The sequence below is a fragment of the Cellulosimicrobium arenosum genome, from assembly GCF_014837295.1.
GTDB lineage: Bacteria > Actinomycetota > Actinomycetes > Actinomycetales > Cellulomonadaceae > Cellulosimicrobium > Cellulosimicrobium arenosum.
In genome coordinates this window covers 221552-236409 of sequence record NZ_JACYHB010000003.1, presented here as the reverse complement: position 1 = coordinate 236409, position 14858 = coordinate 221552, and the positions used below count along the sequence as shown (strand labels likewise).

Here is a 14858-nt window from a genome sequence, read left to right as displayed (position 1 = left end):
GTTCCTCCGAGGTGGGGACGCGGCGCGGGAAGAGTTCAGTTGGAACGGAATCTATCGTTCCGTTCTGACCCCACTCTAACGGAACGAACCGTTCCGTTCAAGAGGTATGCTGAGGACGGACCTACCGCTGCTGCGGACCGCTGGACGACCGGGGAGGACGCATGCCGCACGAGAGCGCCGGACCGCCCCTCAGCGGGCGCCGTGCCCAGGCCGCGCGCAACGACACGGCCATCCTGACGGCGGCGCGCGAGGTGTTCGTCGCCGACCCCGACGCGCCCGTCGCCGCCGTCGCGCAGGCCGCCGGCGTCGGCATCAGCGCGCTGTACCGGCGGTACCCGAGCAAGGAGGAGCTGCTCGCCACCCTGTGCCTGGAGGGTCTGCGCGGGTTCGTCGAGGTCGCGCGGTCCGCGCTCGAGGTCGACGACCCCTGGACGTCCTTCGAGACGTTCCTGCGCGGCGTCGTCGCCGCCGACGTGCACTCCCTCAGCGTGCACCTGGCGGGGCGCTTCACGCCGACCCCCGAGCACGCCGCGCTCGCGGACGAGGCGGGGGTGCACGCGGAACGCATCCTGCGGCGCGCGCAGGACGCGGGGGTGGTCCGCGCCGACGTCGTCGACACGGACCTGCCGATGGTCTACGAGCAGCTCGCCGCCATCCGGCTCGGCGACCCCGAGCGCGTCGCCGCGCTCCGACGGCGCTACGTCGAGCTGCACCTCGCCGGGCTGCGTGCCGCGAGCGAGCCCCCCGGCCCGCTCCCCGAGCGGGCACCGACGCACGCCGAGCTCGGCGCCCGCTGGGTACCGCGCACGTGAGACGCGCCGGCCCGCGCGGTGGGCCGGTCGCCGTGGCCGCTACACGTCGTCGAACTCCGTGACGACGGTGCGCCAGTACTCCGCCCCGTCGCGCGTGCGGTGCACGAGGCCCCCGTCGACCATCGCCCGCCGCAGCGCCACCGGGTCCGCCGACCGTCGCGCGAGCCGCTTCGTCAGCGTGAGCTCGGTGACCGGCTCCTCGAGCGGCAGCACCTGCGCCGCGAGGTAGCGCACGACGAGCTGCCGGTCGCTCAGCCGCCGCGGGCTGCGCAGCAGCCGCCCGCCCACCAGGAACCGCTCCGGTCCCGTCTCGGGCGGCGCGGCGTCGGCGGCCAGGAGCGCGGCGAACCGCTCGGGAGCGGCGCGGAGGGAGCCTGCGGCGTCGGGCACCACGATCCCGGCCGCGAGCAGCGGCGCGAGCCGACGACGGTCGTCCGCCGAGAGGTCCGCCTCCACGACCCCGTCGAGGACGACGCGCGCGAACACCCGCTGCCGACCGGCATCGGCGAGCGCGGCCACGACCTGCTTCCACGAGTTGTCCACACCCCCACGCTACCCACCTGTCAGCACTCGCCGAGCCCTGGACCCACTCGGCGCTGACAGCTCTCAGGGCAGTCGCGTCGGTCAGGCGAGGTGGGTAGTGGCGCCCTTCCAGCGGCGGCGGAGCCAGCGGTCGTGCGACGCGACGACGACCGCACCGGGCCAGTCCGCGACCGCGTCCATGAGCTCGTCCGCGAGCGTGAGGGACACGTGGTTCGTCGGCTCGTCGAGCAGCAGCACGTCCGGTGCCTGGACGACCAGCATGGCGACCACGACGCGCCGGCGCTGCCCCACCGACAGGTCTCCCAGCGGCCGGCCGAGGTCCCGCGGCGCGACCAGGCCGTGGGCGTCCACCTGCGCGTCGCGCGCGTCCTGCGGGTCCACCCCCTGCGCGAGGGCCAGGAGCTCGCGGGGCGTGCGGGCGTCGTCGGACAGGTGCACGTCCTGCTCGAGCAGCCCGACGCGCACGCCCCGCGCACGCCCCGCCACCCCCGCGTCCGGTGCCAGATCGCCCGCGAGGACGTGCAGGAGGGTCGACTTGCCGGCGCCGTTGGCGCCCGTGACGAGCAGCCTGGTGCCGCGCGCGATCTCGATCGACGCCGCGCCCGAGGCCGCCAGGTCGAGCCGCTCCGGTCGCTCCCCCGCCTGCGCGGGCGCGCCCCGGTGCACGACGACGTCACTGGCCCACGCGACCAGCTCTCCCTCCCCGTGCGTCGAGCGTCCCGGCGGCGGCGCGAACCGCAGCGGCGCGGGCGGTCTGCCGACCTGGTCGCGCTCGAGGTCGTCGAGCCGCTGCTGGGCGTTGCGCACGCGCCGCGCCACCTGCGACTGCACGCGCTCGCCCGACATGTCGTACAGGATCTTCGCCTGGTTGCCGCGCTCGCGGTCCTTCGCCACGTCGCGCGCGGTCACCGCGACGGACCGTCGCAGCCTGGTCAGCTCGTCCTGCTCGGTCGCGAACCGCTGCTCCCAGCGCGCGCGCTCGACGCGCTTGGCCTCGAGATAGTCGCCGTAGGTCCCTCCGTACGTCGTGTACGGGGTCGCTGCCCAGCCCGCCGACGTCCCTGCGCGCGCCGGTTCGGCCGTGGGATCGAGGTCGAGGATCTCGGTGCAGACCTCGTCGAGGAACACGCGGTCGTGGCTCGCGAGGACGACGGCGCCCGGCAGCGCCCGCAGCGCGGCCGCGAGGTACTCCGCGGCGTCGTCGTCGAGATGGTTCGTGGGCTCGTCGAGCAGCAGCGCACCCGGCCGGCGGATGAGGAGCGCCGCGAGGCCCAGGCGCGTGCGCTGCCCCCCGGACAGCGTCCCGACCGTCCGCCCCGCGAGGGCCTGGGGGTCGAGCCCGAGACCGGCGAGGGTCCGCGCGGCCCGTGCGTCCGCGTCCCACACGTCGGCCGCCTCGGCGCGGGCGAGCGCGGCGCCGTACCGGTCCGCCCGAGCCTCCTCGGCGGGCTGCGGTCCCGGCCCCTCGTGCTGGGGTGCGGACCCGTCGGCGAGGGCGGCAGCGGCGGTCTCGAGCTCGCGCTCGAGAGCGCGCACGTCGGCCAGCGCGTCGGCGACCACGCGCTCGACGGTCGCCGACGTCGGATGATCGAGCTCCTGGTGGAGGAACCCGAGGCCTGGGGGCCGCGAGACCGTTCCCTCGTCGGGCCGGTGCGCGCCCGCGAGGACGCGCAGGAGCGTGGACTTGCCGACCCCGTTCTCGCCGACGAGGCCGGTGCGGTGCCCCGGATCGACGGAGAGGTCGACGCCACGGAGCACGGGTCGGCCGCCGTAGGAGACGGCGATGCCGGAGGCACGGAGTACGGGGGTCATGCGATCACCTGCCAGGTGCCCGGGCGTGGCAGGACGCGTGTCCGGGCACACGAGCACCGGGAGCAAGGTCGCCGCGACCACGGGCTCGAAGGGACGAACCGGTCGGGGCAGGTGAGGTTCACATCGCGACGAACTGTACGCGCCGGCTCACGACGGCGTCACGCGGTTTTCAGGACTCGCCGTCCTCGGCATCCGCGGTGGGTGACGGCGTGGGCTTCGTGGTGGGCGCCGCCGTCGGCTGCTCCGTCGGCTCCTCGGTCGGCTCCTCCGTCGGCTCCTCCGTCGGCGGGTCCGTCGGTTCCTCCGTCGGCGGGTCCGTGGGGTCGGTCGGCGGGTCCGTCGGATCGGTCGGCGGGTCCGTGGGGTCCGTGGGCGGGTCCGTCGGATCGGTCGGCGGGTTCGTCGGGTCGGTCGGCGGGTCCGTCGGCTTGGTACCCGGTCCGGACGAGACGACGAGCGTGACCGTGCTGCCGACCTTGACCTTGCCGGACGCGCTCACGCTCAGGACGGTGCCTGCCTTCGCGTCCGACTTCTTCTTCGAGGTCTCCACCGTGAGACCGAGCTTCGTGAGCTTCGCCTTCGCTGCCGCGACGTCGGTGCCCTTGAGCCCGCCGGGGACGCTCACCATCTCCGGCTTCGGCGTCGACGGGTCCGTCGGGGTGGGCTTCGGGTCCGTCGGGGTGGGCTTCGGGCTCGGCGTGGGAGCCGGCTTCGGCGTGACCGGGGTGCCCGGCACTCCGGGCCTCGGGTCCGGCGCCGGCGTGCCGCCCTGCACGGGCGTGTAGCGGTCGGGCATGGGCCCACCGCCGAAGAACTCGAAGTGCCACGGCTCGGGCTTCATGCCGCCCGGCCGCGCCCACGTCGGGTTGTCCCACCCGTAGTCGGGGGCGTGCTGACGCATCCACACGTACTCGCCGGACGTCCCGGACGGCACGGTCCCGCCGACGTCGATCGCCAGGCCCCACCCGTGCTGCGACGTGCCCGGGACAGCGGCGAGGTACGGCTTGATGACCTTGAGGCTCACCTGGTCCTCGAGGCTGCGGTAGGAGTCGGTGATCCGCAGCGGATAACCGAACTCCTTCTCGAACTCGGCGGCGAGCGCCTCGAGCTGCTCGGCGGCGTCGCACCGCAGCGACTGGCCGGCGGCGAACGAGAGGTCGCACAGCGCCTCGGGCGGGATCAGGCCGTTGTCGTAGTCGGCGGTCGAGTCGGCATACTTCGCGACGACCTCCGCCAGCTGGTCCGCGAGGTCCGGGTCACGGGGACCGGAGTACTCGTCGCCGGCGCCGGGCGCGGGGACGACGCCCACGGGCACCGAGACCGATGCCGGGTCGATGAGGTTCGCGAGGCGGGTCGCGGAGAGCAGGACCTCCCCGAGCGTGACACCGTCCTCGGCGTCCTCGGCGTCCGCACCTCCGGGCTCGCCCGCCGGCGCGTGCGGGTCGAGGGCGTCGTCGAGCTCGTCGGGCGCGACGCCGTCCGGCGCCGGGACGCCGTCCTCCGGCAGCGTGCGGTCCTGCGCGCCGTCTCCCGTCCCGTCCGGGCCGTCCGCGCCGGACCGCGGGCCGGTGCTGCCCGACGTCGCGGGGCCGGGCCCCGCGCCGGGCGTCGGTGCCGTGCTGGGCGGCGCCGTGGGCGCCACGGTCTCCGGAGCCGTCGGGTCGGCGGTGGGCGGGGCCGAGGGGGTCGCGGTGGGCGGGGCCGAGGGGGTCGCGGTCGGCGAGGCCGTCGGCGCGGTGCGCGCGCCCGGGTCTGCGACGAGCTCGTGCGAGGTCTGTGTGACCTTCTCGTCCGACGCGACGTCCTGCGGGTCCGCGTCGTCCTGGCCGGCGTCGTCGTCGAGGGCGGTGAAGGGGGAGCCGTCGAGAGGCGCGAACGGGGTGCCGCCGAGCGGGTCGAGAGGCGTGAGCGGCTCGGGAGCGAGCGGCAGCTGTGGGTCGGTCAGACCGTCGTCGATCGCCACCTCGGGAGCCGGGACGACCTGGACGGGGACGCGCTGCGCGGCGTCCTGCTGCGCGAGGTACGTCGCGAGGAGCGTGCCGAGCTCTGCACGAGCCTCCTCGACCGCCGCGGTGCGCAGGGCGGTGTCGAGCGAGTCGGCGGCGGCGAGGACCTGGATCGCGCCGTCGATCTGCTGGTCCTCGTCGAGGCCCGGGCCGAGGCTGCTCAGGAGCGACGCGGGCTGGGCCGTGGCGGAGACGGGCGCGGCAGTGAAGAACGAGGCTCCGCGCGGGTGGGCGCTGCCGCCCATCGCTGCCCCGACGGACAGCGTGAGCGTGGAGGCCACCGCGATGTTGAGGAGCGTCCGCCGGCGACTGCGACGCGCCGCCCGGTCGGCAGGGGCGACGACCTCGTCGAACGCGGGATCGTGAGCAGGCGTGGCCGCGTCGGCAGGCGCCTGGACACGATGTCCGGCGCTGTCGCTGCCCGTCGACGTGCTCAACTGATCGCTCCCGTACTCCGTCGGACCCTTCGCGAGACATGACTCGTCGACCGGTTCGATCGCCTGCCGGGCGCACCGTGCCACCCGGCGCCGCGCCTTCACGGTCCTGCGGTGCCTCGTCGACTACCGTACACCGCGTCCGCGAGGCCCTCACCTCGTCCTCACGAGGGGACGGCAGAATGGCGTCATGAGTTCATCTCGACGTCACCGCAGGTCAATGGCACGCGCGGGTCTGACGGGCATCGCCGTCGCCGCCGCACTGACGCTCTCGGGATGCGCGGAGGACGGCACCGTGGACGTGCCAGAGTTCACCCTCACCGGCGACGACGTCACCCGGTTCCTCGACGACGCACGCTCCCAGGTCGAGGAGATCGGCCAGGACGTGGGAGAGCTCGGAGACGAGATCTCCACGCTGTCCGGTGACGCCCGGACCCGCACGCAGGAGGCCGTCGACGGCGCGCAGGAGGCCGCGGACGAGGCGCAGGCCGCGACCGACGACGTCGCGACGGCGACCGACGACACCCGCGCCGAGGCCGAGCAGCGGCTCGCCGACGCGCAGGACCGGCTCGACGAGGCGTCCGCCGCCCTGGACGCCGCCCGGTCGTCGCTGTCCGACGCGGACGACGCCGTCCGGGACGGTCTGGACGACCTGCAGGCCCAGGTCGACGACCTGCGCTCCGACCTGGACGACTCGGTCGGCTGAGCCACACCCGGGATCGGGACCTAGGTCCCGACGACCGGCGACGTTCGCCCGGATCGCACACCTTCTCCACAGGTGTTTCCTGAAGTCAGCAGCCCGGGCACAAGGGTCCGGGTCGACGAGAGGGGACCACCATGGCACACACGACCGAGCGGCAGGCACCGACCCCGCTCCCGGACGCGGGCGACACGCGGCCGGAGACCGCAGGCCTCACGGAGCGCGCGAACCGGCCCACGCAGGTCGTGCTCGGCGTGCTGCGCATGATGCTCGGGTTCACGTTCCTGTGGGCCTTCCTCGACAAGACGTTCGGCCTCGGGTTCGCCACCCCGAGCGAGGGCGCCTGGATCCACGGTGGCAGCCCCACGACGGGCTTCCTCAGCCACGTCGACGGCCCCTTCGCCGGTCTGTTCACCGGCATCGCCGGCGCCGCCTGGGCGGACTGGCTGTTCATGGCGGGCCTGCTCGGCATCGGCCTCGCCCTGATGCTCGGGATCGCCATGCGGATCGCCGCGGTCGCCGGGCCGGCGCTGCTCGTGCTCATGTACCTCGCGGAGCTGCCGCTGGAGAACAACCCCGTCGTCGACGACCACCTCACGTCGGCGCTGACGATCATCGCCCTCACGCTCCTCGGTGCGGGCAGCGCGATCGGCCTCGGCAAGACCTGGCGGAGGCTTCCGGTCGTCCGGCGCAACACCTGGCTGGTCTGACGACCTCCGGAGAGGCGGGTGGACGGCAGGGAGACCGTCCACCCGCCCGTGCTCGTACGCGGTCAGCCGAACCGCTCGAGCAGCTCCACGGCCTGCGGGTCGCCGCCCTGCGCGGCGACCCGCCACAGCTCCATCGCCTCGGGCACCCGCCCGGCACGCAGGCGCAGGATCCCGAGGCTCGTGCCCGACGCCGCGTCGCCGGCCAGCGCCGCCTGCTCGAGCAGGTCCTCGGCGTCGAGCGTCCGACCGCTCACCACGTACAGGTCGGCGAGCGCGGGAGCGACCCGCGCCTCTCCTCCGCTCGCCCAGCTCTCGAGCAGGTCGACGGCGGCGTCGTGCCCGAGAGCGCCCGAGCGCGCGTGCACGACGGCGTCCTCCCAGCTCTCGGGCTCCGACCAGGGTTCCGCGCCGGGATCGGCCGCGGGTTCGGGTTCGGGTTCGGGTTCGGGTTCGGGTTCGGGTTCGGGTTCGGGTTCGGGCGAGTGGTGCGTCTCGAGGTCGTCCAGGACCCGCGCGAGCCGGTCGGGCGCGCCGTCGACGCCCTGAGCGTGCTCGTACCAGCGCCGTGCCGCGTGCAGGTCACCCCGCTCGTGCGCGACCTGCGCCGCCATGAACGCGCCGTACTCGTCCCCGGCGAGCCCCGCGAGCTCGAAGCAGCGGAACGCGGACTCGTGGTCCTCCAGGTCGTAGTGCGCGACCCCCAGCCGGTAGACGGCACCGGGCACGCCCGCCTCGACCGCGGCCTCGTAGAACGGCACCGCAGCCGCAGCGCTGCCGAGCGCGCACAGGTCGTCGGCCACGGCGACGAGCTCCGCCGGGTCCTCGGGGTGCAGGCGCGTGACCGCGGCCCGCAGGTCGGCGAGCGCACTGCCGGTGTCCGTCGTCGTCATGGACTGCGCGTCCTTCCGTCCCCTGCGTCGAAGGTTCGGTGTCCCCACCGGTGGCGGGATCCGAGGAGTGCGGGAACAATAGCGCACCGCCATGTCGCGCAGGTCGACCGTGCGGTGCCGCCCAGTGGCGTCCGCGGTCTGCGAGACTGCCTGAGGTGAGCGCACCGAGCGACCTCCCACCCGCCGTCGGGCAGCGCGTGCTCGACGCCGTGGTGGCCGTGACCGGCGACCTGGACCTGGACGCCGTGCTGGCACGCATCGTGCGCGGCGCGATGGACCTGACGGGCGCACGCTACGGCGCGCTCGGCGTGCTGGACCCGTCCGGGAGCGAGCGGCTCGCCCGGTTCGTGCCCGTCGGGATGGACGACGACGCGGTCGCCGCGGTCAGCCACTGGCCGCGCGGCGAAGGGCTCCTCGGTGAGCTGATCGACCACCCTGCACCCGTGCGCGTGCCGGAGATCGAGGACGACGTCCGCTCCGCGGGCTTCCCCGAGGGCCACCCCCCGATGCGTACGTTCCTCGGGGTCCCGGTGCGCGCGCGGGACGCCGTGTTCGGCAACCTCTACCTCACTGACAAGGACGACGGGTCGCCGTTCACGGCCCAGGACGAGGGTGCCGTCGTGGCGCTCGCCGCGGCCGCAGGCGTCGCGATCGAGAACGCTCGGCTGTACGGGCGCGCGAAGCAGGTGGGGGTGCTCGAGGACCGGGACCGGATAGCGCGCGACCTGCACGACGTCGTCATCCAGCGGCTCTTCGCGTCCGCGATGTCGCTCATGAGCGTGCAGCCGCTCGTCACCGACCCGACGGCGCGCACGCGCATCGAGGAGACCGTGACGGACCTCGACGAGACGATCCGCCAGATCCGCTCGACGATCTTCGCGCTGCACACCGCCGCTGACCCGCTCGCGCCGTCGATCGAGGACCGCCTCGGTGCACGGGCAGCGGCGGCCGCGAGCGTCCTGGGCTTCGAGCCGGCGGTCACGGTCGAGGTCCTGGGTGAGCGCTCGGGCGCCGGTGTGGCCGACGGCGGCCCGAGCCTCCCGGCCGAGGTCGCCGACCAGCTCGTGGTCGTGCTCGGCGAGGCCCTGACCAACGTCGCGCGCCACGCGAGGGCGGGGGCCGTCGTCGTGCACCTGGCGGTGACCGCGCGCGAGGCGCGCCTGACCGTCACCGACGACGGCGTGGGCATCCGGGCGGGCGGGCGCCGCTCGGGGCTGCGGAACCTCGCCTCGCGGGCGGCGGCGCTCGGCGGCGCGTCGCAGGTCGAGGCGCTGCCCGACGGCGGTACCCGGCTCGAGTGGTGGGCGCGGCTCGCGTAGCGGACGGGTCGCAGGCCCGACGAGCGCGGCGGGTCGCCCCTGTTCTCAGGGCGCGACGCGGCGCCCGGTGACGATGCGCGGCACGACCTTGATCACGCGGTCCCGCTCACCGGGGACGAACGTGACGAGCGGGAGCGCGAGCAGCCGCGCACGCTCGTCGGGGTCGCTCACCTCGTACGTGCGGCCCACCAGCACGACGGACCAGCCGGTCCGCGCCTCGGCGTCGAAGCTGTCCGCCTCGAACGCGACGACGGCGCGGCGGGCCGCGACCGCGAGCTTGGACCCCTCCCCCGTGCGGAAGACGACGTCCGGACCGTCGAGCACGAAGCTGACAGGCTGGATCGCGGGCAGCGCGCGGTCGGTGAAGACGATCCGGCCCACGGGGACCGTCGCGAGCAGCGCGTAGCTCTCCTCGGGCGCGAGCTCTGCCGGCCCCGCCGTCATCCGGCGTGGCCGGGGCGCGGGGGCCGCCCGTGCGCCGACTCCTCCTGGCGGATCTCGGTGGCCAGCACGGCGACCTGGGTGCGGCGCTGGAGACCGAGCGTCGCGAGGACGTGGGACACGTAGTTCTTCACCGTCTTCTCGGCGAGGAACAGCCGCCGGCCGATCTCGCGGTTCGTCAGGCCCTCGCCGATGAGCGCGACGATCTGGCGCTCCTGCGGGGAGAGCCCTTCGAGGCGGTCGGGCTCCTCGTCGGCGGCGTGGCGCAGGCGCTCGAGCACGCGCGCGGTGCTCGACGGGTCGAGCAGCGACCCGCCCGCCGCGACCGTGCGGACCGCGCCCACGAGGTCGGAGCCGTGGATCTGCTTGAGCACGTACCCCGCGGCCCCGGCGAGCACCGCCTGGAACAGCGCCTCGTCGTCGGCGTACGACGTGAGCATGAGGCACCCGACCTCGGGCAGCTCCGAACGCACCTCGCGGCACACCTCGACGCCCGAGCCGTCGGGCAGTCGCACGTCGAGGATCGCGACGTCGGGCCGCGTCGCGCGGATGCGGACGAGCGCGGACGCCGCCGTCCCGGCCTCGCCGACGACGGTCACGTCACCGGACGCCTCGAGCAGAGCCGTGACGCCGCGACGCACCACCTCGTGGTCGTCGAGCAGGAACACACGGATCGGGTGATCGGTACCCATGGCACCCAACGTAGCCGCTGCGCGGCGCACCGGAGGGTCCCGCGGGGCCGGTTCGCCGGGAACGGGACCTCGGTCCTGCGCCGTGGTGACGTCCGGCCCGCGTGGGCAGGCCGACCCACCGTGACGCCCGCCCCGGCTCCGGGCGTATCCAGGAGGAGACCGCGAACGACGACGGAGGGGCGAGGACGATGACCACCACGACCAGCACGACCAGCACGACCAGCACGACCAGCACGACCAGCACGCACGGCAAGCACGTACCGGCCCGGCCGATGGGCGACGACGGGCGACCCGTGGTGCTGGTCGGCGTCGACGGCAGCACGACGAGCGGACGGGCCCTGGACTGGTCCGTGCACGAGGCCGCACGGCGCGGCGCGATCCTGCGGATCGTCCACGTCGTCTACGTCCCGGTCGTCTCCTCGCCGTTCCTCGGCAGCGCGTACTACCCGAACGACGACGAGGTCACGCAGCACGGCGGTCCGATTCTCGACGCCGCGGCCGACCGCGCCGCACGCCTGGACCCGACCGTCACGGTCCGCACGTCGCTGCGGTCGGGTCCCCCGGCCGAGATCCTCCTCGACGCCGCGAAGTCCGCCGACCTCGTCGTCGTCGGCACGCGCGGGCTGGGGTCCGTCGGCGCGACGTTCTTCGGCTCCGTCTCGTCCCGCCTCGCGGCCTGCTCGCCCGCGCCCGTCGTCGTCGTGCCGCCCGACTTGCGGTCGTCGGCCCGCGGGGGTGCGGGCGGTGCGGGCCGCCGCGACGTCGTCGTCGGCGTCGACGGCTCGGTCCACGCCGACGTCGCGCTGCGCCTCGCGCTCGACGAGGCGGCCAGCACGGGCGAGAAGGTCGTCGCGGTGTGCGCGTGGCGGCTCGGCGCCGGCTCGATGTGGGGCGAGGACACCCCGTACTTCCTCCAGGCGGAGCGCGAGGGCCGTGCCGCCGCGGCACGCACCGTGGAGACCGCGCTCGCGCGCGTGCGCACCGGGGCCGACGACGGCGTCCCGGTCGAGACGCTCGTCCTCGATCGCGAGCCGTCCCTCGCGCTGCGCGAGGCGGGACGCGACGCGGCGCTGGTCGTCGTCGGGTCGCGCGGGCGCGGCGACGTGCGGTCGTTGCTGCTCGGTTCGGTCAGCCGGTCGGTCCTGCACCACGCGACCGGGCCGGTCGCCGTCGTGCACGCGCCCGAAGGGTGACCACCGACGCACCCGCGACACCGGCTGTTGAACTGAGCCGTCGTCCGGACTAAATTGTTCGGTGTGCCGAACTCTCGCCGGTCCCCCCGCGCGCGACGCGTCGTCGCTGCCCTTGCGGGACTGGCGGCGGTCACGCTGGCCGCCTGCTCCGCACCCACGGACACCGGTACGGGCTCGGCGACCAGTCCCGGCGACGACCGCCCCGTCGTCCTCACCACGTTCACCGTCCTCGCGGACATCGCCCGCAACGTCGGCGGCGACCACGTGCGCGTCGAGTCGATCACCAAGGTCGGCGCGGAGATCCACGGGTACGAGCCCACCCCCGGCGACCTGCGCCGTGCGGCCGAGGCCGACCTCGTGCTGGACAACGGGCTCGGTCTGGAGGCCTGGTTCGGTCGGTTCGTCGACGGGCTGGACGTCCCGCACGTCGTCGCGAGCGACGGCGTCGAGACGATCGCGCTCGGCGACGACACCTCCCCCGAGCACCAGGGCGAGGCGAACCCGCACGCGTGGATGTCCCCCGTGAACGGCCAGCTCTACGCCCACAACGTCGCCGACGCGCTCGCCGACCTCGACCCGGAGCACGCCGACGACTACCAGGCAGCGGCCCAGGACTACGCGGCCGACCTGCGCGACGTCCAGGACGAGCTCACCGCGGCCCTCGACACCCTCCCCCCGCAGCACCGCGTGCTCGTCACCTGCGAGGGCGCGTTCTCCTACCTCGCCCGCGACGCCGGGCTGACCGAGCAGTACCTGTGGGCGGTCAACGCCGAGCAGCAGGCCACGCCGCGCCAGGTCGGCGAGACCGTCGACCTCGTGCGCGACGACGACGTGCCGGCGGTGTTCTGCGAGTCCACCGTCTCGGACAAGGCCATGCGCCAGGTCGTCGCGGAGACCGGCACAACGTTCGGCGGCACGCTCTACGTCGACTCGCTGTCCGCACCGGACGGGCCCGTCCCCACCTACCTCGAGCTCCTGCGTCACGACACCGACCTGATCGTGGCCGGGTTGACCGGGCAGACCGGGACCGGTGAGGGGACGACGTGAGCCCCCGCCGCGCCCCGGCGATCGACGTGCGCGACCTCACCGTCCGCTACGGCGACGTCCTCGCGCTCGACGCCGCGACCCTCGTCCTCGGCCACGGGCGCGTGTGCGGGCTCGTCGGGATGAACGGCTCCGGCAAGTCCACCCTCTTCAAGGCGGTCATGGGCATGGTCCGCCCCGACCGCGGGACCGTCCTGCTCGACGGCGCACCCCCCGCCCGCGCCCGACGCGCCCAGGCCGTCGGGTACGTCCCGCAGAGCGAGGACGTCGACTGGGCGTTCCCGCTCAGCGTGCGCGACGTCGTCATGACGGGCCGCTACGGCTACCAGGGACCGACGCGGCGTGCACGGCCCGCCGACCGGGCCGCCGTCGACCACGCGCTCGACCGGGTCGAGCTCACCGACCTCGCCGACCGCCAGATCGGCGCGCTGTCCGGCGGGCAGCGCAAGCGCGCGTTCGTCGCGCGAGGACTCGCGCAGGGCGCGACGATCCTGCTGCTCGACGAGCCGTTCGCGGGCGTCGACAAGCGCTCCGAGGCGACCATCAGCACGCTGCTGCGCGAGCTCGCGGCCGACGGCGCCGCGATCCTCGTCTCGACCCACGACCTGCACGCCCTGCCCGCGCTCGCCGACGAGGCCGTCCTGCTCCAGCAGCGCGTCCTGCTGCACTCGACGCCCGACGAGGTGCTCCGCCCCGAGAACCTCGCGCTCGCGTTCGGGCTGGAGATCACGCCGTGAGCCCGCTCGACGTGATCGCCGAGCCGCTGTCGTTCGAGTTCATGCGCGCCGCTCTCGCCGTGACCCTCACCGCCGGGATCGTGTGCGGGGTGCTGTCGTGCTGGCTCGTGCTCGTGGGCTGGTCGCTCATGGGCGACGCCGTGTCCCACGCCGTGCTGCCAGGCGTCGTGCTCGCGTACGTCGTCGGAGCACCTTTCGCGCTCGGGGCGCTGCTGTTCGGGCTGCTCGCGGTCACGCTGATCGGCGCCGTCCGGGACACCAGCCGGGTCAAGGAGGACGCCGCGATCGGGGTCGTGTTCACCACCTTGTTCGCCCTCGGGCTCGTGCTCATCTCCGTGACCCCGAGCCAGACGGACCTCAACCACATCCTGTTCGGCAACCTGCTCGGCGTCTCGCGCACCGATCTCGTCCAGGTGCTCGCGCTCGGCGCGGTGGCACTCGGCGTCGTCCTGCTCAAGCGGCGCGACCTGACGCTGTTCGCGTTCGACCCCGTGCACGCGCACGCGATCGGCCTGTCCCCGCGCCGGCTCGGTGCCCTCCTGCTGGGCCTGCTCGCCCTGACCGTGGTGGTCGCGCTGCAGGCCGTGGGGGTCGTCCTCGTCGTCGCGCTGCTCATCACCCCCGGCGCGACGGCGTACCTGCTCACGGACCGGTTCGCGCGGATGCTGTGGATCTCGCCGCTCGTCGCCGCGGCGTGCGGCACGGTCGGGGTCTTCGCGAGCTACTGGCTCGACACGTCCACGGGGGGCACGGTCGTCCTCGCGCTGGGCGCCGCGTTCGCCCTCGCGTACCTGTTCAGCCCCCGGCACGGGCTCGTCGCCACCCGCATCGCCGGCGCCCGCCGGCGCCGTCCGGCCCGGTCACCGGCTTCCGCGCCGAGCACGACCTGAGGCTCGGCACGCCCCAGGACTGCATCCCGGCCGTCCTCGGCGGGAGGACGTTGACGATATTCACCCCGGGTTCCCTGGCTCTTCCCAGGAACGACCAGCAGACTGTGGGGCATGTCGACGAGGACGAGCAGCAGGGCGACCCTGCAGGCGGCGACGCCGCGGGCCAGGACCACACGGTTCGCCGCCGCGAGCCTCCTCGCGCTCGCCATGATGCTTCCCCTCGGCACCACCGCCGACGCCGCCCAGGTCCAGCAGCTCATCGCCGACGCCCAGGTCCGCACCGAGACGATCGGTGACGACGTCGACCGGGTCGGTACCCACCTCCGTGCGCTCGACGTCGTGCTGCGCAGCGAGGTCGAGGACGCCGTCGAGTCCGTGGAGGCCGCGACCGGCGAGGCGCGTTCCGCCCTCGACCGTGCCGCCGACCCGGACGCCGCGGCCGACGGGACCGCCGCCGAGGCGCTCGCCGACGCGCAGGTCGCGCTCGACGCCGCGTCGGCGCAGCTGCGGTACGTCACCGACCGCGCGCGCGAGGCGGGCGAGGAGGTCGCGGGGTCGCTGATGCGCCTCCAGGGCCACATCGACACGCTGCGCGGCGAGACGAGCCGCGCGGGCTCCTGACACGCCGCCCCCGA

At 74.6% G+C, this 14858-nt stretch carries 15 protein-coding genes; 9 read left to right on the top strand and 6 right to left on the bottom strand.

Translation table 11 applies throughout. From position 1 onward, the window contains the following. Positions 1-161 precede the first annotated feature (161 nt). The gene (locus tag IF651_RS05575) at positions 162-812 is read left to right on the top strand and encodes a TetR/AcrR family transcriptional regulator (protein WP_191828102.1); all 651 of its coding nucleotides are present in this window, start codon (positions 162-164) and stop codon (positions 810-812) included. A gap of 39 nt (positions 813-851) precedes the next feature. On the opposite strand, the gene IF651_RS18175 is transcribed toward IF651_RS05575, so the two are convergent. The 3 genes from IF651_RS18175 to IF651_RS17970 all read right to left on the bottom strand — a co-directional run bounded on the left by IF651_RS18175 (position 852) and on the right by IF651_RS17970 (position 5610). After that, positions 852-1355: a DUF2087 domain-containing protein gene (locus IF651_RS18175; RefSeq protein WP_338403793.1), complete on the bottom strand. Its 504-nt coding sequence runs from the start codon at positions 1353-1355 to the stop codon at positions 852-854. 81 nt (positions 1356-1436) lie between these two features. After that, entirely contained in the window at positions 1437-3167 is a 1731-nt protein-coding gene (locus tag IF651_RS05565) for an ABC-F family ATP-binding cassette domain-containing protein (RefSeq protein WP_191828101.1), read from the bottom strand. Positions 3168-3336: 169 nt separating this feature from the next. Beyond that, positions 3337-5610 carry a D-alanyl-D-alanine carboxypeptidase family protein gene (locus tag IF651_RS17970; protein WP_191828100.1) on the bottom strand — a complete coding sequence of 758 codons (2274 nt, stop codon included), beginning with the start codon at positions 5608-5610 and terminating at the stop codon, positions 3337-3339. A 217-nt stretch (positions 5611-5827) separates the two neighbouring features. Here IF651_RS17970 and IF651_RS05555 point away from each other — a divergent pair, with 217 nt between their 5' ends. Together IF651_RS05555 and IF651_RS05550 are read left to right on the top strand one after the other, a co-directional pair. After that, positions 5828-6313, top strand: coding sequence for a hypothetical protein (locus tag IF651_RS05555; RefSeq protein WP_191828099.1), 486 nt, complete (start codon positions 5828-5830; stop codon positions 6311-6313). Between the two features lie 131 nt (positions 6314-6444). Next, complete coding sequence (locus IF651_RS05550; RefSeq protein ID WP_191828098.1) at positions 6445-7017, top strand: hypothetical protein; 573 nt, start codon at positions 6445-6447, stop codon at positions 7015-7017. 62 nt (positions 7018-7079) lie between these two features. Here IF651_RS05550 and IF651_RS05545 read toward each other — a convergent pair whose 3' ends face one another. Beyond that, a complete protein-coding gene (locus tag IF651_RS05545; protein ID WP_191828097.1) occupies positions 7080-7907 on the bottom strand; it encodes a hypothetical protein in 828 nt (275 codons plus the stop codon). Positions 7908-8062: 155 nt separating this feature from the next. On the opposite strand from IF651_RS05545, the gene IF651_RS05540 reads away from it, so the two are divergent. Further along, a complete protein-coding gene (locus IF651_RS05540; protein ID WP_191828096.1) occupies positions 8063-9226 on the top strand; it encodes a GAF domain-containing protein in 1164 nt (387 codons plus the stop codon). Between the two features lie 45 nt (positions 9227-9271). Here the strand turns inward: IF651_RS05540 and IF651_RS05535 are convergent, their stop codons facing one another. After that, positions 9272-9670: a pyridoxamine 5'-phosphate oxidase family protein gene (locus IF651_RS05535; RefSeq protein WP_191828095.1), complete on the bottom strand. Its 399-nt coding sequence runs from the start codon at positions 9668-9670 to the stop codon at positions 9272-9274. After that, entirely contained in the window at positions 9667-10359 is a 693-nt protein-coding gene (locus tag IF651_RS05530; RefSeq protein WP_191828094.1) for a response regulator, read from the bottom strand. Before IF651_RS05530 ends, IF651_RS05535 begins: the two co-directional genes overlap by 4 nt. A gap of 188 nt (positions 10360-10547) precedes the next feature. Here IF651_RS05530 and IF651_RS05525 point away from each other — a divergent pair, with 188 nt between their 5' ends. The 5 genes from IF651_RS05525 to IF651_RS05505 all read left to right on the top strand — a co-directional run bounded on the left by IF651_RS05525 (position 10548) and on the right by IF651_RS05505 (position 14844). Then, positions 10548-11552 carry a universal stress protein gene (locus tag IF651_RS05525; RefSeq protein WP_206715163.1) on the top strand — a complete coding sequence of 335 codons (1005 nt, stop codon included), beginning with the start codon at positions 10548-10550 and terminating at the stop codon, positions 11550-11552. 63 nt (positions 11553-11615) lie between these two features. Next, a complete protein-coding gene (locus IF651_RS05520) occupies positions 11616-12599 on the top strand; it encodes a metal ABC transporter substrate-binding protein (RefSeq protein WP_191828093.1) in 984 nt (327 codons plus the stop codon). After that, the gene (locus tag IF651_RS05515; RefSeq protein ID WP_191828092.1) at positions 12596-13333 is read left to right on the top strand and encodes an ATP-binding cassette domain-containing protein; all 738 of its coding nucleotides are present in this window, start codon (positions 12596-12598) and stop codon (positions 13331-13333) included. The genes IF651_RS05520 and IF651_RS05515 overlap by 4 nt, the downstream gene beginning before the upstream one ends. A gap of 41 nt (positions 13334-13374) precedes the next feature. Beyond that, positions 13375-14223 carry a metal ABC transporter permease gene (locus IF651_RS05510; protein WP_191828235.1) on the top strand — a complete coding sequence of 283 codons (849 nt, stop codon included), beginning with the start codon at positions 13375-13377 and terminating at the stop codon, positions 14221-14223. 111 nt (positions 14224-14334) lie between these two features. Further along, on the top strand, positions 14335-14844 hold the full coding sequence (locus tag IF651_RS05505) for a hypothetical protein (RefSeq protein ID WP_191828091.1): 510 nt from the start codon (positions 14335-14337) through the stop codon (positions 14842-14844). Positions 14845-14858: the final 14 nt, after the last annotated feature.

Bases quoted from the DNA above. Each gene is read 5' to 3' on its own strand.
- IF651_RS05525 (WP_206715163.1), top strand. From the start codon at position 10,548: ATGACCACCACGACCAGCACGACCAGCACGACCAGCACGACCAGCACG.
- IF651_RS05550 (WP_191828098.1), top strand. From the start codon at position 6,445: ATGGCACACACGACCGAGCGGCAGGCACCGACCCCGCTCCCGGACGCG.
- IF651_RS05535 (WP_191828095.1), bottom strand. From the start codon at position 9,670: ATGACGGCGGGGCCGGCAGAGCTCGCGCCCGAGGAGAGCTACGCGCTG.
- IF651_RS05510 (WP_191828235.1), top strand. From the start codon at position 13,375: ATGCGCGCCGCTCTCGCCGTGACCCTCACCGCCGGGATCGTGTGCGGG.
- IF651_RS05505 (WP_191828091.1), top strand. From the start codon at position 14,335: ATGTCGACGAGGACGAGCAGCAGGGCGACCCTGCAGGCGGCGACGCCG.
- IF651_RS05565 (WP_191828101.1), bottom strand. From the start codon at position 3,167: ATGACCCCCGTACTCCGTGCCTCCGGCATCGCCGTCTCCTACGGCGGC.
- IF651_RS05575 (WP_191828102.1), top strand. From the start codon at position 162: ATGCCGCACGAGAGCGCCGGACCGCCCCTCAGCGGGCGCCGTGCCCAG.
- IF651_RS05530 (WP_191828094.1), bottom strand. From the start codon at position 10,359: ATGGGTACCGATCACCCGATCCGTGTGTTCCTGCTCGACGACCACGAG.
- IF651_RS05545 (WP_191828097.1), bottom strand. From the start codon at position 7,907: ATGACGACGACGGACACCGGCAGTGCGCTCGCCGACCTGCGGGCCGCG.
- IF651_RS05555 (WP_191828099.1), top strand. From the start codon at position 5,828: ATGGCACGCGCGGGTCTGACGGGCATCGCCGTCGCCGCCGCACTGACG.